At 26.9% G+C, this 22,728-nt stretch carries 21 protein-coding genes; 9 read left to right on the top strand and 12 right to left on the bottom strand.

The genetic code is table 11. The annotated features are described in order from the left end of the window. Positions 1–96: 96 nt before the first annotated feature. From Q0K19_RS04920 to Q0K19_RS04905, 4 genes are all read right to left on the bottom strand, one after another. Complete coding sequence (locus tag Q0K19_RS04920; protein ID WP_297245906.1) at positions 97–2,403, bottom strand: tetratricopeptide repeat protein; 2,307 nt, start codon at positions 2,401–2,403, stop codon at positions 97–99. A gap of 75 nt (positions 2,404–2,478) precedes the next feature. Beyond that, complete coding sequence (locus tag Q0K19_RS04915) at positions 2,479–2,730, bottom strand: DUF167 domain-containing protein (RefSeq protein ID WP_041177551.1); 252 nt, start codon at positions 2,728–2,730, stop codon at positions 2,479–2,481. Positions 2,731–2,799: 69 nt separating this feature from the next. Further along, positions 2,800–3,315, bottom strand: a complete 516-nt coding sequence (locus Q0K19_RS04910; protein ID WP_297245903.1) for a hypothetical protein — start codon at positions 3,313–3,315, stop codon at positions 2,800–2,802. A gap of 24 nt (positions 3,316–3,339) precedes the next feature. Then, a complete protein-coding gene (locus Q0K19_RS04905; protein WP_297245901.1) occupies positions 3,340–3,957 on the bottom strand; it encodes a carboxymuconolactone decarboxylase family protein in 618 nt (205 codons plus the stop codon). Positions 3,958–4,140: 183 nt separating this feature from the next. On the opposite strand from Q0K19_RS04905, the gene Q0K19_RS04900 reads away from it, so the two are divergent. Continuing rightward, on the top strand, positions 4,141–5,928 hold the full coding sequence (locus Q0K19_RS04900; protein ID WP_297245899.1) for a tetratricopeptide repeat protein: 1,788 nt from the start codon (positions 4,141–4,143) through the stop codon (positions 5,926–5,928). Positions 5,929–5,981: 53 nt separating this feature from the next. Here Q0K19_RS04900 and Q0K19_RS04895 read toward each other — a convergent pair whose 3' ends face one another. Then, a complete protein-coding gene (locus Q0K19_RS04895; protein ID WP_297245897.1) occupies positions 5,982–6,947 on the bottom strand; it encodes a methyl-accepting chemotaxis protein in 966 nt (321 codons plus the stop codon). Between the two features lie 45 nt (positions 6,948–6,992). After that, a complete protein-coding gene (locus tag Q0K19_RS04890; RefSeq protein ID WP_297245895.1) occupies positions 6,993–7,832 on the bottom strand; it encodes a cache domain-containing protein in 840 nt (279 codons plus the stop codon). A gap of 220 nt (positions 7,833–8,052) precedes the next feature. Between Q0K19_RS04890 and Q0K19_RS04885 the strand changes: the two genes are divergently transcribed. The 6 genes from Q0K19_RS04885 (at position 8,053) to Q0K19_RS04860 (ending at position 13,406) form a co-directional block, all read left to right on the top strand. Beyond that, positions 8,053–9,045, top strand: coding sequence for a hypothetical protein (locus Q0K19_RS04885; RefSeq protein ID WP_048595730.1), 993 nt, complete (start codon positions 8,053–8,055; stop codon positions 9,043–9,045). Then, a complete protein-coding gene (locus Q0K19_RS04880) occupies positions 9,038–10,333 on the top strand; it encodes a replication-associated recombination protein A (protein ID WP_367172137.1) in 1,296 nt (431 codons plus the stop codon). The genes Q0K19_RS04885 and Q0K19_RS04880 overlap by 8 nt, the downstream gene beginning before the upstream one ends. Positions 10,334–10,450: 117 nt before the next feature. After that, positions 10,451–11,227 (top strand): molybdate ABC transporter substrate-binding protein, encoded by a 777-nt coding sequence (gene modA, locus Q0K19_RS04875; protein ID WP_297245890.1) that lies wholly within the window; start codon positions 10,451–10,453, stop codon positions 11,225–11,227. 17 nt (positions 11,228–11,244) lie between these two features. Further along, the gene (locus Q0K19_RS04870) at positions 11,245–11,955 is read left to right on the top strand and encodes a leucine-rich repeat domain-containing protein (RefSeq protein WP_297245888.1); all 711 of its coding nucleotides are present in this window, start codon (positions 11,245–11,247) and stop codon (positions 11,953–11,955) included. A 5-nt stretch (positions 11,956–11,960) separates the two neighbouring features. After that, the gene (locus Q0K19_RS04865; RefSeq protein ID WP_297246018.1) at positions 11,961–12,230 is read left to right on the top strand and encodes a leucine-rich repeat protein; all 270 of its coding nucleotides are present in this window, start codon (positions 11,961–11,963) and stop codon (positions 12,228–12,230) included. A 66-nt stretch (positions 12,231–12,296) separates the two neighbouring features. Then, on the top strand, positions 12,297–13,406 hold the full coding sequence (locus Q0K19_RS04860) for a leucine-rich repeat domain-containing protein (protein ID WP_297245886.1): 1,110 nt from the start codon (positions 12,297–12,299) through the stop codon (positions 13,404–13,406). Between the two features lie 262 nt (positions 13,407–13,668). Here the strand turns inward: Q0K19_RS04860 and Q0K19_RS04855 are convergent, their stop codons facing one another. The 6 genes from Q0K19_RS04855 to Q0K19_RS04830 all read right to left on the bottom strand — a co-directional run bounded on the left by Q0K19_RS04855 (position 13,669) and on the right by Q0K19_RS04830 (position 20,717). Beyond that, a complete protein-coding gene (locus Q0K19_RS04855) occupies positions 13,669–15,057 on the bottom strand; it encodes an MATE family efflux transporter (RefSeq protein ID WP_297245884.1) in 1,389 nt (462 codons plus the stop codon). 82 nt (positions 15,058–15,139) lie between these two features. After that, positions 15,140–16,525 carry an MATE family efflux transporter gene (locus tag Q0K19_RS04850; protein ID WP_297245882.1) on the bottom strand — a complete coding sequence of 462 codons (1,386 nt, stop codon included), beginning with the start codon at positions 16,523–16,525 and terminating at the stop codon, positions 15,140–15,142. Between the two features lie 471 nt (positions 16,526–16,996). Next, positions 16,997–17,647, bottom strand: a complete 651-nt coding sequence (locus tag Q0K19_RS04845) for a hypothetical protein (RefSeq protein ID WP_297245880.1) — start codon at positions 17,645–17,647, stop codon at positions 16,997–16,999. Between the two features lie 33 nt (positions 17,648–17,680). Beyond that, a complete protein-coding gene (locus Q0K19_RS04840; RefSeq protein ID WP_297245878.1) occupies positions 17,681–18,064 on the bottom strand; it encodes a hypothetical protein in 384 nt (127 codons plus the stop codon). Between the two features lie 610 nt (positions 18,065–18,674). Beyond that, positions 18,675–19,496 carry a histidinol-phosphatase HisJ family protein gene (locus Q0K19_RS04835; RefSeq protein ID WP_297245876.1) on the bottom strand — a complete coding sequence of 274 codons (822 nt, stop codon included), beginning with the start codon at positions 19,494–19,496 and terminating at the stop codon, positions 18,675–18,677. A gap of 132 nt (positions 19,497–19,628) precedes the next feature. Beyond that, entirely contained in the window at positions 19,629–20,717 is a 1,089-nt protein-coding gene (locus tag Q0K19_RS04830) for an NAD(P)-dependent alcohol dehydrogenase (protein WP_297245874.1), read from the bottom strand. Positions 20,718–21,214: 497 nt separating this feature from the next. On the opposite strand from Q0K19_RS04830, the gene serS reads away from it, so the two are divergent. Next, positions 21,215–22,495 (top strand): serine--tRNA ligase, encoded by a 1,281-nt coding sequence (serS, locus tag Q0K19_RS04825; RefSeq protein ID WP_297245872.1) that lies wholly within the window; start codon positions 21,215–21,217, stop codon positions 22,493–22,495. After that, positions 22,495–22,728: TfoX/Sxy family protein (locus tag Q0K19_RS04820; protein ID WP_297245870.1), on the top strand; the 234-nt coding region annotated here is incomplete at its 3' end. The genes serS and Q0K19_RS04820, both read left to right, overlap by 1 nt.

Here is a 22,728-nt window from a genome sequence, read left to right as displayed (position 1 = left end):
AAATTGTTTTCTCACTTTGTGTGCTTATGGCAAAGGCTCACAATTTTTATATTTTACCAATGAAAATTATTTAGATTATTTTTTATAAATTATATTTCAATTATCTAATTTGCAAAGTTTAATACTTTCATCATTAATTATTCTTCTTATAATTTCTATATTAGAATCATCGAAGTTTTTAGGGAAGTATATGCTTTTTATTTTTATATTACTGTTATTTAAAATTGCTCTGTAATCGTAATTTTCTGAGTTATATCTGAACATAGAAAATAAAGTGTCATAATTAATATTATCTTCTTTAGTGATAAACTTAGCAGTTTTTCCATAAATATTTTCTTCATTATTATGATTTTTTGTTTTAATTATAATTGAATCATTGGATTCATATTCTATACATATAATATTATCATCTAAATTATTAATAGATGAACTAAATGAAGAGAAATCAATATTCATTTTCTTATTAAAATTTTCTATAACAGGTTTTATTGCTGTTAGTTTTCCTGAATCTATTGACTGCTCTAAAATATCAAATATATTCTCTGTTTCTGTTTTTTTATCCAATAATAATTTAAGAGTATCTGTATTATAATTAATATTTTTGTATAGATTGTAAGAAGAATTATTTTTATGTATATTATGGAACTCTATAGTTTTATTTAAAGATTTTTCAAATAGGTCTAAAAAGTCATTATATTTTATTATATTTCCTTTCAATAAAGTATATGATAATAAAAATATATTATAGCTTGCAAAATTATCTTCTCTTAAATCAAAATTATCTATATATCTATTATAAGTATTAAGAAGTGAATCATAATCTTTTTTCAAATAGTATATAACAGCCAAATTATTATAAAGCTCGAAAGATGATTTTTTATTTTCTATTAATTTATTATAGCATATAGAGGCATTATCATAATCTTTTATTCTATAGTATGACTGAGCTAGAATATTATAAATATCATCATCTCTTTTATCTATTCTTGATGCATATTCTATGACTTTATTATAATCTTTATTATCAAAACATATTGAAAGTAATTTATCATAATGTTTAAATGAATTAGGATTTACTTCTATAATTTTATCTGCAATACTTAAAGCATCATCATATTCTTCTAAATCAAGATATATATTAAATAATATTTCATAAGAATTGCTGTATGAAGGATTAAGTTCTAATGCTCTATTTAAATAGATTAATGATTTTTCTTTTTCGCCTAAATAATAGTAGGATAAACCTATGCCGTTATAGGAATCAGCATTATTATTATTTATATCTATTGATTTATTGAAATTTTCTATTGCATTGTTATAGTCTTTTAAATTATAATAAGCTAGTGCCAAATTATTATAAGCCTTATAATATCTGTCATTAATTTCTATGGATTTATTAAAATAGTTTATAGCTTTATCATATTCTTCATTAGATGAGTAGCATATACCTATAAAGTTATAAGCCTTATAAGCATTTGAGTTTTTTTCTATCACTCTTTCAAAACATTCTATAGCTTCATAATAATATTTTTTAGAATAATAGCTTATGCCCAATTTATTATAATCGGTAAAAGTATTAATATCTAATTTTTTAGCCTTATCAAAATAAAGTGCCGCCTTATCGAACATCTTTCTATTGAAATAAACTAAAGCTAAATTATTATAGGCATTTGCATATTTAGGATTAATATCTATAGCTATATTGAAATATTTTATTGCATTATCATAATCTTTTAAAAATGAGTATACTGCTCCCAAAGTATTAGCTATTTTGCATGACTTACCATTATACTGAAGGAATTTAGTAAAGCATTCTATTGCCTTTTCATAATTACTAATATTATAATAGCTCATTCCAAGCATATCATAAGCTTTAAAAACTCTTTCATCTAAAGATTTTGAATGTTCAAAAAACTCTATTGCTTCATTATATTTTTTATTTTTATAATAGAATAAAGCTAGATTATTAAAAGCCTTATCATATTTAGGATTAATTTCTATAGCTTTATTAAAATTTTCTATAGCATTAGTATAATCTTTTTTTTCAAAATAACTTATTCCAAGCAGATTATATGCTTTAAAAGAATTAGGGGTAATTTTTAAAGTTTCATTGAAACATTCTATAGCTTTGTCATACTGTTTTATAGCATGGTAACTTATACCAAGAAGATTATAAGATTTAAAAGTTTTTATATCTACTTTTTTAGCTTCTTCAAAATATCTTACAGCATCTTCATACTCTTTAAGCTCAACGCATACTTGTCCTTTATATAGATTTGCTCTATAATTTTTAGGAACTTTTTTTAGTATAACATCTAATATTTCAAGAGTCTGATGATAATCTTCATTATTAAGTCTGTATGAAACTTCATTTAAAAGATTTTCCATCTTTGTATTGTACATAAAAACCCCGTATACAATTATTGTAAATATTTTACAATGAATATGTATATTATGTCAACATTAAAATGCAATTTTTTATTTATTAAAATACTTTTTTAAATCATCATCATTTATATTAATAGATATAAGTTTTTTGCTGTTTTTCTCACCCTTTAATATTTCAACATCTCTTTTTTTGATATTAAGCTCATCAGCCAAAAAATCAATTATAGCCTTATTAGCTTTGCCGTCTATAGCCTTAGCCATAATACGAATGGAATAGGCCCCATTCTCAAATTTAAAACTGTTGGATTTAGCTCCCGCTGTTACTTTAACTTCTATGTTCATGTATTAGAGTTATAATTTTGTTTATTATATTTTTATTAAAACTTATAATATTTCTTTTGTCAATATAAGTTATATGAATCCAATAGAATTAAAATTATTTATGTCATTTAACTTTATTATTTCTTTCAATGCAGATAATGTATTTATAATATTTTTAGATGTGTACTCAATATTAGCATTAAATATTAAATCTCTAAATAATACTATCTTTTCTAAATCAGATGAAGATATGATACCATTTTTGTTTTGGCATAAATATAATAATGAAGAAAATAATATTTTATCTTTTATATCCAATTCATAATTTTCAGGTTCTTCAAAAAGTATATAATCTAAAATATTTTCATTATAATAATTTTTTATTTTTTCTTTATTAGATTTTATAAATTGAAATGCTAGAACAATCCAATCTAATATTTTATATAATTTTATTTTATTATCTTCTTTAATACTCATTAAATCAAAATTAAAATCTGTTTCTTTATCGTCTTTTTTACAAATATTATTTTCTATTACAAAAATATTTCTAGTCCAATATAAAATAGTATTTGTAATATCATCTGTATTATAAATATAATCTGACATTGTATTTTATCTAATTGTGAATTCTTATTTATTAATCTTACATATATTTGTAAACCCAGCAGTAGGCACTCCTAAACCTCTTATAAGCCTAGCCCAATAATTAACCTGTGCCGCAGTGGAAGCTAATATTAATATTGCACGCTCTGAATACTCTTTTTTTACTTCTGTGATTAATTCTTCTGATATTATTACAGGTGTTTTTGTTATAGCTGAAATATATTTTAAAGCTGTTTTCTCTTTGTTTGATAGAGTAGGGCAGGAATCTATATCTTTATTTTGTAAATATTTTATTTCTTCATCAGTTACATTTTCTTTATCATATTCAAAGCTGTTCATATCTATACAAAATGGGCACACCACATCTATTGAAATCTGTATCCTTATGAGTTTTAAAAGTCTTTTAGGTACTTCTTTATCATCATGAGTTATTAAGGCTTCCATTACACCTGAACTTATTGCAGTTTTAGGATTCCAAGCTAAAATCTTTGGAAGGAGTAAATCTTTTTTAACTTTCTTTTTTGCTATCCACATAGGCAGTTTCAAAAAGAATGGTATTTTCTTAGGCGGGTTAATGTAGGCAGTAGTTTCACTTTCAAAATAATTTTCTTTAGTGCTTTGTATGTCAAAATTGATATTATCCATTTAATTGTCCTTTTTTCAAAAATTTTTGTATATTATTATTGTTTTTAAGCTATAAAATCAACTATTTTTATATATTTTAAAATAAAACAATTTTTTATAATAATGTATATATAATTATTTACAAGTAGCTTCAAATTTATTAAATATGATTTATAATATATCACTAATAGTGTAAGGGAGCTTATGGAAAATATTAATAAATATCTGCATGAAGTAGATGAACATATAAAAAATAAGAACTATAATGATGCATTTTCCTTATGCAATGATATTTTATTAATAAACCCTAATAATATAGAAGCAATGTTTAAAGCCGGATATTGCTGTTATAGATTAAAAAAATATGATATATCTATGATGCATTTTATAAAGGCCTCTTCATTAGAGAAATTCAGCACCAATAAAGCTATATATAAATACTATATAGGAAGATGCTACTATTCATTGAGAGTATATAAAGAAGCACTTGAATATTTTAAAAATGCGTACAATTTGGATAATAACAATAAATATTATACTCTATGGCTTGGAATAACATATTCTAAAATAGCTGTAAATGATAATGATTATAATACAGCATTAATGTATTTATCTATGTCTTTAGGTTCGGAAGATTATTTAGTATACGGATATATAGGGTATTGTCATATTCAATTAAAAAATTATGATAAAGCTATTATGTATTTAAATAAATCTGTAAATTTGAAGGATAATGATTATCTTAGCAGATATTATTTAGGAAATACATATTTTATAATGCAGGTATATGATAAGGCTTTGGAGCATTTAAGCGAATCTGTTAAATTAAAAGATGATGATTTTGATAATTGGTTTACTTTAGGTTTGCTGTATAAAGTTATAGATGAGAATTCATTATCAGATGAATGTTTTGAAAAGGCTAGAAATATCGCTTTGGATAATAATGATATTGATGAAGAGCTTGACTGTTTTATTAAACTTACTGATTCCCAAAATGATGAATATTTGAATTATTTGTATCTTGGCATCTGCTATGCAAAACTAGAAAGCTATAAAAATGCTGTACATTATTTGCTTGAATCCATAGCTATAAATGAAAAATATAGTAATGAAAATAATTATTTAGCCTATTATTGGATAGGGTATATTAATTATATAGACAGCGAATATGAAGATGCAGTAAAGTATTTTGAAAAGTCTTTAAATCTAAACGATGATAATGAAGAAAATTACTTGGTTTTATTATGGCTTGGCGATTGTTATTTCAGATTGGGTAATTATAAAAAAGCTTTATTTAATTTAAAAAAATCTATAGAAATTAAAGATAATGAGGCAGAAGCTTATAAATTGATATCCGAATTGTATTTAAAAGTAGGGAAGAAAGAGAAATATAATAATTATATAAGTAAATATAAAAAACTTATAAAAAACGCTAATATGTATGACAATAATACTTCAAAGAGATATGATGATTCTCAAGAAAATATAAGTGCTGTATTTGAATATAATGAATATGATAATGAGTCGGATACTATTTATCAAAAAGAAGAAATAGTAAATAATAATGAAGAAATCCATTCAAAAAAGAGTGATATTTATCATTTTATCAATCTTTTATTTCAAGATATAGAAGAGAATGATTTATACAATTTATATTCATCTAATACCGAAAAAAAATCCTATATAGATTTTAATGATTTTAACATAGATAATTATTTATCATATAGAAATATAATTAATAATGCTGTAAAAGATAATTTTGATAATACAGATAAAATAACATCAGTAAGAAATATCATAACAAATTATAATATAGAAAATGGTGTTATCAATGATTCAGAAATAGAGTATGCCAAAAAAGTTATAGATGATATAGAAGAATTATTTAACCATACTTCCGAATGTATATTAAATACCATGCATTACTATTATAGAAAGAAAGATATAGAACTTTATTTAATATTAATGAATATAATAGAAAATAATTTATAAAAAATAAAGCACATATATTTTGTATATATGTGCTTTTTTTAGTATAATATTATTTATAGTTTGAAAAACTTCATAGCTTGCTGTAATGAATTGGCTTGAGCAACTAAATCTTTTGAGGCATTTTCAGCATCATTTACCAAAGCATTATTCATTTGAGTAGCTCCGTCCATTTCGGATACTGCTCTATTAACCTGCTCAACACCTGATTGCTGTTCCACTGCTGCAGAACTTATTCCTCTCATTATATTGGCAGTTTCATCGATTTTTGCTCTTAAATCTGCAAATATTTCCTGAGAATGATGAGCTGTTTCAGTTGCCTTATTAATTTTATCATAAGCATTTTCTACTAAATCTGTGATATCTTTTACTGATGACTGAGTAGTTTGAGCAAGATTTCTTACTTCGCTTGCTACAACAGCAAAGCCTTTTCCTTGATCTCCAGCTCTTGCTGCTTCTACAGATGCATTCAATGCTAATATATTAGTTTGGAATGCTATATCTTCTATTATTTTAGTGATATTTTTTATTTTTGTACTTGCATCATATACTTCCTCTATATTTTTAGTAGTTTGTATAATAATATCTCCTGCTTCGTCTATAGAAGATTTTGAAGATATCATCATATTATTTCCTGTTATAGAGTATTCAGTAGATGATTTTATAGTAGAAGCCATCTGTTCCATAGAAGCTGCTGTCTGCTGCAAACTAGCTGACTGAGCTTCTGTTCTTCTTGATAATTCCATATTACCTTTAGCTAATTTTTCTGAAGCATTCATTATACATATAGAAGCATCATTAACTTCTTTTATAGTTTCAACTAATTTATGTCTCATATTAGCAAAGCTATCTGCCAGTATTCCAATTTCATCTTTTCTAGGTTTTATTTTTCCTGTGAATTCTGTTAAATCGCCTCTTTCTATCTTTTGAGCTTCATCTACTACTAAAGATAAAGGTTTTGTTATAGACCTTATAAATATATTAATGAATATTGCTATTGCTACTATTGTAATAATTCCCAAAACGATTCCGCTTAATATAGCTTTTCTGCTTTCAGCAAATATTTCTTATGAAGTCATAGTCATAGAAGTTATCCAAGGTACATATTTCATTTTTGTATATGACCCCATCATCTTATGATTATTAGCAGTATATTCAACAACTCCTTTTGATAATTTTTTATCAAATACTTCTTTATAAACTTGAGGGGCATCTGTATTAACTTTATTATAATCAGTATTCATAAGAACTTTCAGGTTAGGACCTATTACATCTAGTCCGCCTGTATCTCCTAATTTTATGCCTTCTATATAATTTTTATAAAATTCTTTCCAGTTAAAAACAGTATATAAATAACCTATTTCTCTATTCTCATATTTTATAGGAGCAGCAAAAATAAATGATAATTCACCATTAACTACTGAAGGAGCAAGACCATTTCCATAGCTTACACTGCCATATCCATATTCTTTATTATGAAGTTTATTCCAAACATTTATGTTTCTATCTGTGAATTTAGTACCTATCCATTTAGGGTAATCGCTGTCTGCTATTATAATACCATTTCTATCAACTATTCCTACATGTATAGCACAGGCATTTTTTTCTCTGAATGTTCTTAAAGTTGAAGTTAATGTTGTTAAACTATTTTCATTAGGATTAGATACCTGTTCTACTATTATTGGAACAGAGGCGTAAGTTTCAAGTATATAAGATTGAGTTCTAAACCAAGCATCAAATACTGAAGCATAACCCATTACTGTTGTTTCAAAACCTTCGAATCTGCTTTTAGATATTCCATTTTCTGCTATTGTAAGCGAAATAATAAGCATTACAGTTATCAATATAGTGGTAACAATACAAAGAATTACAGGAACTTTTACCGCCAAACTATTAAATTTACTCATCCATATACTCCATATATTTTATGAAAAAATTATCAACGCTTTGAATTTAATAATTATTTTTACATAGTCAATAAATTTTTTTATATTTTTACATTTTTCTAAAAAAAATTTAGATATTTTTAATTTAATTAATAATTAAAAAGTAATCATTAATGATTGATAAAATCCGAATATTATCGATGATATAGAATTTTTAAATATAAATTATGGTGCGAAAATTATGAATATTTTTATTAACGGCAAAGAATTATCAGTAATGCTTGAAAATGAAACTAATGCTTATGAAGTATTAAAACCAATAGAAGAATGGTGCAATTCTAATGACTTTTTAATAAATAAAATCATTATAGATAATAAAGAAATGCAGCCTTATATAGATGAAGAATATGAAACTATACCGGTAGAAAATATACAGAAAATAGAAGTTGAAGCATTAAGTCAGGCGGAATATTCCTTATATTCTATTATGTCTATTGTTGAGTATATAGAAAAAGTATCAAATACTGTTTCAGTTACTGCTAAAGATATAGAAGATTTGAAAGACGGTATGTATTGGGTATTAGATTCTATACCTAGAACTATATTCCTATTTAATATGAGTTTGGATTCTTATGGAATCATTCATATATTAAAAATGCTTGAAGTGAAGTTAGAAAAATTTAACAATGCATCAGATAATATAGATAAATTCAATGAGTTTTTTAATAATGAGTTTAAACCTTTCCTAACTGAAAAAATGCTTCCTACTATGTACACAGTAATAGAAGAAGCTAAAATAAATACAATATTCCTTTTTGCGGGAAATATCACTGGAAGTAATGCTTTATATAAAGTAGGAAGTCTTCCTAAATTCCTTCCTCTAATATTGGATATACTTGATTCTATAGTTAATAAACTTCAATCAGGAAATGATAAAGAGGCTTTTATATATGCTGAGAAATTTTCCCGTATCGTAAGTTATGCATTCAGCATACTTTCAAATGTAGCTTCTATTTATTCAATAGATTATTCTCAAATTTCTTTAAATTCTGTAACTCTTACAGATGCTATAAACGATTTTAATGAAATGATGAATAATGTTTTAGATGCTTTTGCAAATGAGGATTATATATCAATAGCCGATTTGCTTGAATATGAAATCAAAGAAAGAATAGAAAATATTATGAATTATATACCGCTTGTAGAGGAACATATTGAAAAACTCAATGTTTGATTTTGAAGAGGACCTTAATAATTTCAGACCTATGGCTGAAAGAATGCGTCCTCTCACTATAGAAGAAGTTTTTGGTCAGCATCATATATTAGACAAAAATAAAACTTTAAGGAAAATGATAGATAATGATAAAATTACGTCTATGGTTTTCTTTGGCCCTCCTGGAGTAGGAAAGTCAACTGTTGCATCAATTATAGCTAAAAAAACTAAAAGCGAATATATAAAACTCAATGCCGTACTTTCAAATGTTTCTGAAATAAGAGAAGCTATAAAAAAAGCCGAAAAGAATTTAGAAAACAGAAAAAAGACTATACTATTTATAGATGAGATACATAGATTCAATAAGAGTCAGCAAGATGCTTTACTTCCTGCAGTTGAAAACGGATCTGTTATACTTATAGGAAGCACAACATTAAATCCTTATTTCTATCTTAATAATGCACTTCTATCTCGTATAATGCTTTTCGAGTTTAGAAATCTTGATGATAATGATATAAAGGAAGCTGTATTAAAAGCTATTACAGATAAGAGGGGACTTGGTGAAGATGATGTGGCTGTTGAAGATGAGGCTGTTAATTTAATAGTACGTTATTCTCATGGCGATGTAAGAAAGGCCTTCACATATCTTGAAGCATCATACTTGGCAACTCAAATAGATGAAACTAAAGAAAAACTCACCATTACAGAAGAGATAGTAAGAGATGTTACAAGCAAGCAGTCTATAACTTTCGATGAAGATGAACATTACAACACTATAAGTGCATTTATAAAGAGTGTAAGAGGAAGCGATCCTAATGCTGCTATTTACTATTTAGCTAGAATGCTTGAATCCGGAGAAGACCCTAGGTATATAGCAAGACGTTTATGTATATTAGCTTCTGAAGATATAGGACTTGCCGAGCCTAATGCTATGAATATTGCTTCTTCTCTTGTGAGTATTGTTGACTTTATAGGTATGCCTGAAGGAAGAATACCTTTAGCTGAGGTTACTATTTATTTAGCATTATGTCCTAAATCAAATTCCGCTTACAATGCCATTAATAAAGCTATTAGAGATATAAGAAACGGAGAATTATATTCCATTCCAAACTATCTAAGAGATAATCATTCAGCAACATTCGATAAAAAAAGTAATGAAGAATATAAATATCCTCATGATTATCCTTATCATATAGTAAAGCAGGACTATTTAGAGCATGGGATAAAAAAAGAGTATTATGAACCTGTGGATATAGGCGAAGAGAGAGAACTCAAAAAACGTTATGAGTGGATCATAAAACATATATAAATATAAATTCAATTTTTATTCGTTTCAATATTAAAAAATATCATAAAAATATAGACTAATTCTGTAAATTATATATAATTAAAAAATAAATTTGTACATCATATATTGGAAATATTTATGAAAACAAATAAATTAAAAGTAATTTTATACTTTATTGTTATATCAATATTTTTATTCTCATGTTTGAAAAATAAAGAAGAAAAAGATGATATTATTATATTTGCTTCTGCTAGCTTAATGAATCCATTAATTGAAATATGCACTAATTATGAAAAAGAAACAGGTAAAAAGATAGGCTGTACATTTGATTCATCTGGAAGGTTAAGAAAACAGATACAATCCGGAGTTTATTCTGATTTATATTTTTCAGCTTCTGCTAGAGAAATGAATATATTAAAAAGTATAGATTTATTGCACAATGATAGTATAACAAATGTACTTAAAAATGATATAGTATTAGTTGTGCCAAAAAATTCAAATATATATCTTGACTCTTTTTGGGATTTAACTAATGATTATGTAACGAAGATAGCTGTTGGAGAATCAATGACTTCTTCTATAGGACAATATACAGAGGAAATATTAAAAAAATTTGATATATATGATATGATTTCAGATAAAATTATATATGGTAAGGATACTAAAGAAGTAATTGATTTGGTAAAAAATGATAAAATAGACTGCGGAATAGTTTATATAACAGAAGCTATACTTAATAATAATAATGATTTGCAAATAGCTGCTGAGCCTAAAACTCATACAGATATAGTTTATAGTATTGCTGTACTTAAAAAATCTTTGAAAGAAAAAGAGGCAAGAGATTTTATTAATTATTTATTTTCAGAAAAAAGCATCAATATATTAAAAGATTATGGATTTGGAATAGTTATATAAATAATAGGAATTAAAAAATGAGAAAAATAATATTAATAATTTCATGTTTGATGATTTTATTATCATGTAGAGGATCAGTAACATCTCCTAATAATACTGATAATAATAGCGGAAATATCACTGAAGAGCCTACAGAACCACCAATGACAGAAGAAGAAGAATTAAATAAATATGGTTTAGAAATAGATACTGCTACTGCTGAAAATATAAGGGAGTCATTAGAAAAATATTTTAAAGATAATGGTAAATATAAATTAATATTTAAAGGCGTTTCTACAAAAATGTATACTGGACATGTTAATCTTGCTACTATAATAGGTGAGATTAAAGACATTACAGATATAACAGTATCGTTTAAAAATGTACAATTTCAAAATAATAAGCTTCCTGATAATATATTAGGAAGTACTTCATTTGGTAATAATAACATAACAAAAGTTATTCTTCCTGATTATATAACTGCTTTTGGAGACGAAGTATTTTTCCAGTGTATATCATTAACCGAAGTTAATATGCCTAAAAGCTTAACAGAAATAGGAATCAGTATTTTTGTTCATACAAAAGTAAAAAATATTAGCTTACCTAATGGACTAAAAATTATAAATGATAATGCTTTCTCAATGTCTGATATAGAAAATATAGATATCCCTGATTCTGTAATAAGAATAGGGGAATATGTATTTGCATCATGTTATAAATTACAGAGTGTGAAATTATCTGAAATTTAAGTGTTATAGATAAATTTACTTTTTCAGACTGTCCTGCATTAAAAACTATAAACATACCAAAGTATATTACTTCTATAAATGATTATGCTTTTTATCCTTGTAATTCATTAACAAGTATAACATTTTTATCTTCAACACCTCCTTCAATGAATGGAGATAAAATTTTTAAAAATACTTTAAAAACTATATATGTACCTAGAGGGGCATCTTCAGCTTATGAATCGTTAAAAGGCAAACATGGTATTTCTGCAGATGTAGTTATAAGCGAGATATAGTTTATAGTATTGCCGTACTCAAAAAGTTATGGATTTGGAATAGTTATATAAATAAGATAATTGAATATGAGAAAAATAATATTAATAATTTTATCTTTTATGATTTTTTTATCATGCAGAGGAACAGTAACGTCTCCTAATAATATTGATAATAACGGAAATACCACTGAACCACCAATAACTGAAGAAGAATTAAATAAATATGGTATAGAAATAAACACTGCTACTGCTAAAAATGTAAGGGAATCATTAGAAAAATATTATAATGATAAAGGCGAATATAAAGTAATATTTAAAGGTATTTCTACAAAATATTATGATAAATCTAGCAGTCTTGGTACTATAATAAATGAGATTAAAGATATAATAGTGTCATTTGAAAACGTGAAATTTCAAAATAATAAACTTCCTGATTATATATTAGTAAATACTTCTCTTGACAATTATAATATAGCAAAAGTTATTCTTCCTGATTATATAGCTATTTTGGGAAACGAAGTATTCTTTAATTGCAAAGTTTTAACAGAAGTAAATATGCCTAAAAGCTTAATAGAAATAGGAGGCAGTATTTTTTATAATACAAAAGTAAAAAATATTAATTTACCTAATGGATTAAAAACTATAAATGATTATGCTTTTGAAATTTCTGCTATAGAAAGTATTGATATGCCTGATTCTGTAACAAGTATAGGAAAAGAGGCATTTGAGGCATGCAGGCAATTACAAAGCATGAAATTATCTAAAAATTTAATTGTTATACCTAAATCTGCTTTTACTAGCTGTTCTGGATTGAAAACTATAACTATACCAGAGTCTGTTACCTCTATAGAAGATTTAGCTTTTTATGCATGCAGCGGTGCTGAAAATATTGTGTTTGAAGGTGCAAATCCAAAATTAACAACTATAGGGGACTCTGCTTTTGGATATTGTAGAAAATTAACAACTATTACAATACCTGCTAATGTTATAAGCATTGGAGATCTTGTTTTTTCTACCTGTGAGTCATTAACAAGCATAACATTTTTGTCAGCTAATCCTCCTTCAATAAATGGAGATAATACTTTTAAAGGTACTATTTTAAAAACTATATACGTGCCTACAGGTGCATCTGCGGCTTATCAATCTTTAAAAGGCAAGCATGGTATTCCTACAGATGTAGTTATAACTGAGATGTAATTTGATTTAAAACCTATTTAACGCACGGTGAATACGTTTTTTATATAATTTAAATTGTAATTCACAATTAACATATATTTCAAATTTTGCTCTTCGTGCGGTTAATACACAACAAATTTAAAAATAACTTGGGTGGGCAGCTAAAATAACAGCTTGAAACAAAAAAGAAAAATAATGTAGAAATTACTTAACGATGTAAAAAGCCTAAAGGGCGGGCAAGTGTAATTAATTTTTTTTAAATTTAGAATTTTATTTTAACGCTTTAATTATCATCTTTAGAAGGAGAATTCAATGTGAGATTAGCATTCTTTTGCCATTTATTTGAATAATAATAAACTAAATGGAAAACCATATTAAAGAAGTTACTAACAGACATAGAAATCCACACTCCCCATAAACCTATTTTTGGAGATAATAAATAAACAACAGGAATTCTTACTAAAAAATGTGTGAATAAAGTAAACAGCATAATTACAAAAGTTTTTCCTGAAGCATTAATAATACCATTTGCTGGAAATATAATGGCAACTAATATCGTTGCTGGTACGCCGGCATATATATAGCTTTTCATGTAAGGCATTATATTGTCATCTTGTACAAATATATTTATAATAAACTCTGGAAAAAGCATACATAATGCAGTCATAATCAATGCTATAGCTAAAGAAATTTTTAATCCGGTACCAAATATTTCTTTTATTCTATACATTTTATCAGCACCAATATTCTGAGCGGCCATAGTTCCTACACCTGAAAGAATAGCAGAAAGCGGTACGAATGATAAAGCATCTATTCTAGCAGCTACAGCAAAAGATGCTGAAGCTAATTCTCCATAAGAATTAATAACTTTATTTAAAAATAGCCAGCTTATAGAAGATATCAGCTGCATAAGAGTGAAAGGCAAACCTATTTTAATTATTAATTTTGTTATGTTTAAATCAAATGTGAAATTAAGCGGATTAGCCCTTACAATACTGTTTTTTGCTTTTAAGTAAATCATACTTACTATTACAGATATAGCCTGTGCAAATACTGTGGCATAAGCGGCACCTTCTACACACATAGCTGGAATTGGACCTATTCCTTTTATTAAAATAGGATCTAATACTATATTTATTACAGAAGATATTATCAAAAATATTAAAGGTCTTACAGTATCTCCTATACCTCTAAGCAAAGCAGAAACGAAAGTATAATAAAATACAAATGGAAAACCTATCATACTTATTCTAAAATAATTAACAGCATCTTCCATTATAGTTTCGGAAGTATTTAAAAATATCATAAGTTCAGGAGCGAATACATATCCTAATACTGATAATATTAAAGCAGTTATTAAACTTACAGTAGTTGAAACTTTAGAAATGTATGTTACATATTCTTTATCATTGGCGCCGAAATACTGTCCTATTAAAACATTCACAGCAGTTGCTATTCCTGAAGCTATGGCTGTAACAACCATTGTAAGAGGGAAACTTATTGCAACAGCTGCAAGTCCTTTAGAACCTACAATCTGACCTATCCAAATGGCATCAACTGTAGAGTATGCCACATTTAATAGGTTTCCAAATATCATAGGAATAACTAATATTAAAAGACCTTTGGATACATTACATTCTGTTAAATCTAATACTTTTTCTTCTTTTGCCATTATTAATTTACCTTAATCATTTTATATTAGGTAATATTATACAGAAGATATATAAAAGTCAATAAGCAGTATTTTTTATTTTTTATACATTATGTTCAGCTGCCGAATGAGAGGCTATATTTGCATCTTTTTTCCATTTGTTGGAGAAGTAATATAATAAACTTAAACTCATACTAAAGAAGTTGCTTACAGCCATAGCAGTCCAAATTCCCCATAATTCCATTTGAGGAGATATCATATATGCAAGAGGCACTCTGATTATTATATGAGCACAAAAAGCAAATAGCATAAGCATAAAAGTTTTACCAGCTCCATTAATAACACCGTTTGCAGTAAACATTACAGCAAGCATTATTATAGAAGGCATAACAACATAAATATAGCTTTTAGTATATTTCAAAACACTCATATCTTTAGTAAACATTCTTACAATGATCTCTGGAAACAATACCGAAAAAATAGCCATAAATGCTGATATTCCTACAGAAATCATCATTCCTGCTTTAAATATTTCCTTTACTCTCTCCATTTTTCCGGCACCTATGTTTTGAGCTGTCATAGTGGCAATACCAGCAGATAATGCTAAAAGCGGAAGAAATGATAAAGAATCTACTCTCATAGACACAGCAACAGATGCAGAAGCAGCTTCTCCATAAGTGTTTATAAGTCTATTTAAAAATAACCAGCTTATAGACACTATTAACTGCATAGCTGCAAATGGAAGCCCTATTCTAAACATTAATTTAGTTATATTAAGATCGAAAGCCAAATCAAAAGGATTAGCTTTTACAATACTGTTTTTCATTTTTAAATATATCATAGATACGGCAACTGAAACAAATTGTGAGAAAGCTGTAGCATAAGCAGCACCGTCAAGTCCCATAGGTGGAAAAGGTCCTATTCCTTTTATCATAAGCGGGTCTAATATTAAATTCAAAACGGAGGCAATAGCTAAAAATATCAAAGGTCTTACAGTATCTCCAATTCCTCTAAGCAAAGCAGATACTAGAAAATAATAAAACATAAATGGAAAACCTATCATGCTTATTCTGAAATAGCTAACAGAATATTCCATTATACTATCTGCAGTATTTAAAAATCTCATCATAGCAGGAGCAAATATATATCCTATAATAGCCAAAGCTAAAGCAGTTATCAAACTTATAGTAGTTGAAACTCTTGAAACATATATTACAGAATCTTTATCATTAGCACCGAAATACTGTCCTATTAAAATATTGGAAGCTACTGTAACGCCTGAAGCTATAGCCATAAGTATTAATATTATTGGAAAACTAACAGCAATAGCACCAAGTCCTTTAGGTCCTATCATCTGACCTATCCAAATAGTATCAACTATATTGTATGCAATATTTAAAAGGTTTCCTAATATCATAGGTATAACTAATTTTATAAGTCCTCTGCTTACATTACCCTCGGTAAGCTCCAACATCTTATCTTTTTCCATGATTGTCCTCATTCATAAGTTTTTATAATTGTGTAGTGTTTTTATTTTTATCATAATCTTTTCATAAAAATGAGGTTTGAAACATATTATATTTTCAAAACCAATTCATAACTTTTTTATTATTTTTTATTTATAGAAAAAAGTTTAAAAAGTATAAAAGCATTCAATAAATATAATTCAGAAGATTATATTTATTATGTAGCAAAATAGATTTAATAGTATTTCCAATTAGAGATAGAAACAAATTACATTTTACAGCAATATTATCAAATGTATATATTTGATAATATAAATAAAACTGCAGTAATTTCATACAATTTCCTATATGATTATAAGTTATAAAAACGGAATATATGTTTTCTATTAAAAACTAATTAGTAATCTTATATTTTTAAAAAATAAAGTCAATATCAAAAATGTATTATTTATAAAAATTTAATATTATATAGTATAAAATATAATTTATTAATATTATCTTCTTCTAGTAGAAGATCTTCTGAAAGTAGATTGTTTTCTTGTAGAGCTTCCTGAACTAGGTTTGAATAATGTTCTTCTTTTGGTGGTAGAACTATTGTTATCGACAGTTGTTGTTTTAGTTGTAGAGCTTGAATTGTTAAATATGCTTCTTCTTGTTGAAGTTCTAGTATATCTGTCATCATAATAATCTCTATTAATAGTTCTTCTTTGACCATAATCATCATAATATACAGGTCTTCTATTGTCCATCATATTCATAAGCATCATATATGTAAAGAAACTGCTTCCAAATCCGCTGTTATTTACTATTCTTTGAGCTCTTTCAGGCTGAATTTCTTCAATGAAGTTTGTATATTTAGTGAAACTATTTGTAGGAAAAGGCACATTAAATTCGTACTTTCCTTTATCAAACATCATAGGACCTATTTGTGACATAGAAGTATTAACTATGACATCATCATCATTTAAAAATTGAGAAACTAAAAATATATTTTCTGATTGTCTGCCTGACTTTTTAGCTTCTACTACTACTTTTATACTATCATTTTCCTTACTTGCTGATACAACTTCAAAATATGATTTTGACGGTGCAAAACAAGAAATAAAAATAAAATTTAAAAACAATAAAATATAAACTTTCTTCATAATCATAAACCTCATAATTAACTTATATATTTTTTATCTAGTCCAAATTAGTATAAGTAATTTTTTTATACTGATTTCTAATTCCATAAAGTTATTGGATAATGTTTTTCTTTCGCTTTTTATTAATAATTTCTGATATAAAATTTCATTGAGAAGATAAACTAGAAAATCTTCAACACTTGAATATACTTCTCCGGCACTTTCTGAAGTATAAAAAACTATTTCATTATTATTTCTTAATTCATTCGACACAGCATTTCTGATTCTTTCTTTTTCATCATCGTCTAAATCGTATATATGATCTTCTAATTCTTCTCTATTTTTTAAAACTTCAAATTGAAAATCATCTTCATAAAGAGCTCTTAATTCATCATACTCTACCATGTCAAAGTATTTTTTTACTTCGTCTAATATCATACAACCTCCTAAATAGAGTTTTATTATATATGATATTTTTTAGCTGTCAATATTTTTATATATACTGAAATGATTTCATTTTGCCGACCACTGCACATTATATAATTATTATCAACTTTTTTGCCGCACAAAAAAGTTGCAAAAAACGCAATTACTAGAACTTTATATTAAAAATATATGTATTAAATGTATGATATAACCTATATTTATACTAAAAATGCAGTTCTTTTGGTTCTCGCCGAAGGCGGGCTGTGCCTTATACCAATAAAAGAACTGGGGTATGGGGCAAAGCCCCATATATAAAAACAAAAATAAATTTATATTTTTGACAAACTGTATTTGTTTAGGTATATACTAAAAATTTTTAAGTTTGTCAATTTTTTTATTCAACTTTTTCCCGCCGCAAAAAGTTGCAAAAAGTGCAAGTATAAAATTAGTACTAAATAATACTAAAATTATCTTAAATGTAAGGTAATTCATAAAATTAAAGCCAAAATGCAGTCTTTTTGGTTCTTTGTGCCAACAAAAGAACTGGGGTGCGGGGCAAAGCCCTGCAAATATTTTAAATTAAAAAAATTATTTTGACAAAATATATTTGTTTATATACATTTTAAAGATCATGAAAAGATGGAATCATTTTATTATAAGTGCAGAATTGCTTAAATCCTATATCTTTTAGAATTTCTTTTGCTTCATTTATATGAAATCCCAAATGACTAGGCTGATGACTGTCGCTTCCTATGGTTATAATATTTCCTCCCAATTTATGATACAGATTTAATATATCTATTGAAGGCGTAGTATCTTTCAAACCGTATCTATGATATGAAGTATTAAATTCTATTCCTTTACCGTCTTTTATAACGATTTTTAATATATCTTCTATAATCGGTTTTACTTTTTCAAAAGGGTAAACGCCTTTTTTATCATATCGTATAATCAAATCTAAATGCCCAAGCACTGAATAATTTTTAAACATTTTTACAACATTTAGCATTTCTTCATAATAGGCTTCATTATATTCTTTTTGTGTTTTGTTTCTTTGAAAATCCTGAGTCCAGAATTCTTTATCATTTACTTGATGAACTGAAAATATAATAAAATCGAAATCGTATTTTTTTAAAAGAGCTTCATATTTATCGATAGTATGAGTTTGTATGCCGCATTCAAGTCCTGTTTTTATATTAATTTGTTTTCCGTATATTTCTTTCATTCTTTTAATATCTTCTATATACTTTGGATAATTCACATTTGAAATAGTTTTTTCATTTTTTATTTCAATTTCGTCACAATCTTTTTTTATACCATAATCCACATGATCGGTAATACAAATATCATCTATATTTAGTTTTATAGCATCTTTTATAACTTCTTCTAATGGATAATTAGAATCGTCGCTAAACTCTGTATGTACATGATAATCGGCAGTCATATAATAATCCTTTTTTATATTAATAGTTATCAATAATTTATTTTAATTATATCATTTATAATAAAAAGAGACAGCATATTTTTAATGCTGCCTCAAATTTATAAAGAATATTATGAACAAAAATTTTTTTACTTATTGAAGAGTTTTCATATCAATTACATATCTGAATTTTGCCTGACCTGTTGTAAGTTTTTGATACGCTTCATCAATCTGATTTGCGGCAATAATTTCAGTTTCAGGGTATATTTTATGTTTTAATGAGAAATCCAACATCTCTTGAGTTTCCTTAATACCGCCTATCATAGAACCATAAACTTTTTTTCCGCCTGAGAATATTAATCTTGCCAAATCTATGCTTTGTTTCAATTCTGCTGGAGGAAGTCCTACTATAGCCATTTCTCCGCCGTATTTCAATAGATCAACATAATTGTTAACATCATAACCAGTAGGAATTGTAGATATGATTAAATCGAAACGTACAGGAACATCTTTTGTAGAAGTAAATAAATCTTTTGCTCCCATTTCCAAAGCTTCTTTTTTCTTCTTATCATTTCTAGCAAATACATAAACTTGAGCACCCATATTAACAGCATATTTTACAGCCATAGAGCCAAGTCCTCCGAAACCTGCAACACCTACTATATCTCCTTCTTTTACTCCTGAGAATTTCAAAGGAGAATAAGTTGTAATACCTGCACATAGTAATGGAGCTACTTTTTCCATTGGGGCATCTTTTGGTACAGTAATAGCAAATTTCTCGCTTACTACTATATTATTAGAATATCCGCCGTAAGTAGGTTCATTATCATGAAAATGGTCTTTACAGTCATAGGTTAATACAGTTTGACCTCTTTCACAAAATTGTTCATGGCTTCTTTTGCATGCTTCGCATTCCCCGCATGAGTTTACCATACATCCTACACCTGCATAATCTCCTACTTTAAATTTAGTAACATTTTTTCCTACTGCTACAACCTTTCCGGCAATTTCATGTCCCGGAACCATAGGGTATATTCCTTCATGCCATTCGCTTCTTGCTGAGTGTATATCGCTATGGCATATTCCGGCATACATTATTTCTATTAATATATCATTATCACCCATAGAATGTCTTGAAAATTCAAATGGTTTAAAAGTATCTGTTTTGCTATGTACGGCATAACCTTTAGCATTTATTCTCTGGCCTGAATTAGCTTCTTCTAAGTTTTTATCAAGTAACATAAATAACTCCTTTTTATAAATATGGCATTATTATAACATTGAAGTGTACTCCAATGTCAATAGGCAATATACATATTTTTGAATTTTTATTACAAATCCCGCCCCTTATTTTTGTTAACTTTATTTACAATTAATAGCTTTATTCACATTTAAAGCCAATTCAGAAAAAGTATTCCCGCCCAAGCGTTTATTAGATTTAAAGTATATTAACCGCACGGTGAACGTATTTTTATATATAATTTCATTTCTATTAATAATTTAATTTATATTTATGGTTTCACTCTGCGTGCGGGTGTATAAGCTACAAATTTAAAAAAAACTTGGGGGGGTGCTGAAATTTCTAATGAGATTATCAAATATATTAAAAACAAAATATTCTAATCAAAATTATCAAGCCTAGAGGGTGGGGAGGCGAGAATAAAATTTAATAAAATACAATTTACTATTTTTTAAAAAGCTGTATAATTTAATACAAATTTTATTTAAGGATTTTTATTATGATAGATGTAAAATTAATAAGAGAAAATATTGAATTAGTAGAAGAAAACTTGAGAAAGAGAAGAAGCAAAGTATCTTTAGACAAGTTAAAAGCATTAGAACATGAAAGACTAGATTTATTGAAAGAAGTAGAGCAGGATAGAGCTAAAAAAAATGAATCTTCAAAAAAAATTGGCGAATGCATGAAAGCCGGCAATAAAGAAGAGGCAGAAAAAATAAAAGAAGAAATGAAAAACTTCACAGAATCCTTAAATAAAAAAGAAGAGAAGTTATCGCAGTTGGAAGAGGCCGTTAATAATGAAATACTTTATTTGCCTAATATGCTTTCTGAAGATGTTCCAGACGGCGATGATGAAAAAGCAAATAAAGAAATTATCAGATGGGGAGAGCCTCGTAAATTTGATTTTGAAGTAAAAGACCATGTTGATATAGCTATGGGTTTAGATATTCTTGATATAGAAAGAGCTGTTAGAATGTCAAGAACTCGTTTCTCACTTATGAAAGGAAAAGGTGCAGCATTAGAAAGAGCTTTAATTAACTTCATGTTAAAAAAACATACTACAGAACATGGTTATACAGAATATGTACCTCCTATACTTGTTAATGGCAGAACTATGACAGGTACTGGTCAGCTTCCAAAATTTGAGGAGGATTTATTTAAAACTACAGATGATCCTGCTTTATACCTTATACCTACAGCAGAAGTTCCTCTTACAAATATATACAGAGAAGAAATCATACCTGAAAACATGCTTCCTTTATATTGTACTGCTTATACACCTTGTTTCCGTTCTGAAGCTGGTTCTTACGGACGCGATATGAGAGGATTAATAAGACAGCATCAATTCGATAAAGTAGAATTAGTAAAAATATGTGCTGCTGATAAATCTAAAGAAGAACATGAAAAAATGCTTAAAGATGCAGAAAGTATTTTACAGGCATTAGAACTTCCATACAGAGTAGTTGTTCTTTCTTCAGGAGATATAGGAAATGCTGCTTATAAAACTTTTGATATAGAAGTTTGGCTTCCTTCACAAAACATGTACAGAGAGATATCAAGTGTAAGTAACTGCTGGGATTATCAGGCAAGAAGAATGCAGATGAGAACTAGAAGAAACGGCAAAACAGAATTAGTACATACATTAAACGGTTCAGGTATTGCAGTTGGAAGAACTTGGATTGCTATACTTGAAAATTATCAGCAGGCAGACGGAAGCGTAATAATTCCAGATGCTTTAAGACCGTTTACAGGATTTGATAAAATAGAAAAGGTTAATTAATGCCATCATCTAAAGACTTTCTTAATATAGTATTAAATAAACTAGAATCTTTAGATGATATTAATTATAAACAGATGATGGGGGAATACATAATCTATTATAACAAAAAAATAACAGCTTATGTATGCGATAATCATCTTTTTATAAAGCCTACTAATAAGGCAAAAACTTTAATAAAGGATTATATATTAAAGCCGCCTTATGAAAATGCTAAAGATATGATATTTATAGAA

This window comes from uncultured Brachyspira sp. (genome assembly GCF_944393015.1).
Taxonomy (GTDB): Bacteria; Spirochaetota; Brachyspiria; order Brachyspirales; family Brachyspiraceae; genus Brachyspira.
Note: the sequence above shows the minus strand (reverse complement) of the source record. Positions and strands in the feature narration are given on the sequence as shown.

Bases quoted from the DNA above. Each gene is read 5' to 3' on its own strand.
- Q0K19_RS04855 (WP_297245884.1), bottom strand. From the start codon at position 15,057: ATGGCAAAAGAAGAAAAAGTATTAGATTTAACAGAATGTAATGTATCC.
- Q0K19_RS04845 (WP_297245880.1), bottom strand. From the start codon at position 17,647: ATGAAGAAAGTTTATATTTTATTGTTTTTAAATTTTATTTTTATTTCT.
- Q0K19_RS04835 (WP_297245876.1), bottom strand. From the start codon at position 19,496: ATGACTGCCGATTATCATGTACATACAGAGTTTAGCGACGATTCTAAT.
- modA (WP_297245890.1), top strand. From the start codon at position 10,451: ATGAAAACAAATAAATTAAAAGTAATTTTATACTTTATTGTTATATCA.
- Q0K19_RS04890 (WP_297245895.1), bottom strand. From the start codon at position 7,832: ATGAGTAAATTTAATAGTTTGGCGGTAAAAGTTCCTGTAATTCTTTGT.
- Q0K19_RS04920 (WP_297245906.1), bottom strand. From the start codon at position 2,403: ATGTACAATACAAAGATGGAAAATCTTTTAAATGAAGTTTCATACAGA.
- Q0K19_RS04915 (WP_041177551.1), bottom strand. From the start codon at position 2,730: ATGAACATAGAAGTTAAAGTAACAGCGGGAGCTAAATCCAACAGTTTT.
- Q0K19_RS04905 (WP_297245901.1), bottom strand. From the start codon at position 3,957: ATGGATAATATCAATTTTGACATACAAAGCACTAAAGAAAATTATTTT.
- Q0K19_RS04850 (WP_297245882.1), bottom strand. From the start codon at position 16,525: ATGGAAAAAGATAAGATGTTGGAGCTTACCGAGGGTAATGTAAGCAGA.
- Q0K19_RS04880 (WP_367172137.1), top strand. From the start codon at position 9,038: ATGTTTGATTTTGAAGAGGACCTTAATAATTTCAGACCTATGGCTGAA.
- Q0K19_RS04870 (WP_297245888.1), top strand. From the start codon at position 11,245: ATGAGAAAAATAATATTAATAATTTCATGTTTGATGATTTTATTATCA.
- Q0K19_RS04885 (WP_048595730.1), top strand. From the start codon at position 8,053: ATGAATATTTTTATTAACGGCAAAGAATTATCAGTAATGCTTGAAAAT.
- Q0K19_RS04910 (WP_297245903.1), bottom strand. From the start codon at position 3,315: ATGTCAGATTATATTTATAATACAGATGATATTACAAATACTATTTTA.
- serS (WP_297245872.1), top strand. From the start codon at position 21,215: ATGATAGATGTAAAATTAATAAGAGAAAATATTGAATTAGTAGAAGAA.
- Q0K19_RS04860 (WP_297245886.1), top strand. From the start codon at position 12,297: ATGAGAAAAATAATATTAATAATTTTATCTTTTATGATTTTTTTATCA.
- Q0K19_RS04840 (WP_297245878.1), bottom strand. From the start codon at position 18,064: ATGATATTAGACGAAGTAAAAAAATACTTTGACATGGTAGAGTATGAT.
- Q0K19_RS04900 (WP_297245899.1), top strand. From the start codon at position 4,141: ATGGAAAATATTAATAAATATCTGCATGAAGTAGATGAACATATAAAA.
- Q0K19_RS04830 (WP_297245874.1), bottom strand. From the start codon at position 20,717: ATGTTACTTGATAAAAACTTAGAAGAAGCTAATTCAGGCCAGAGAATA.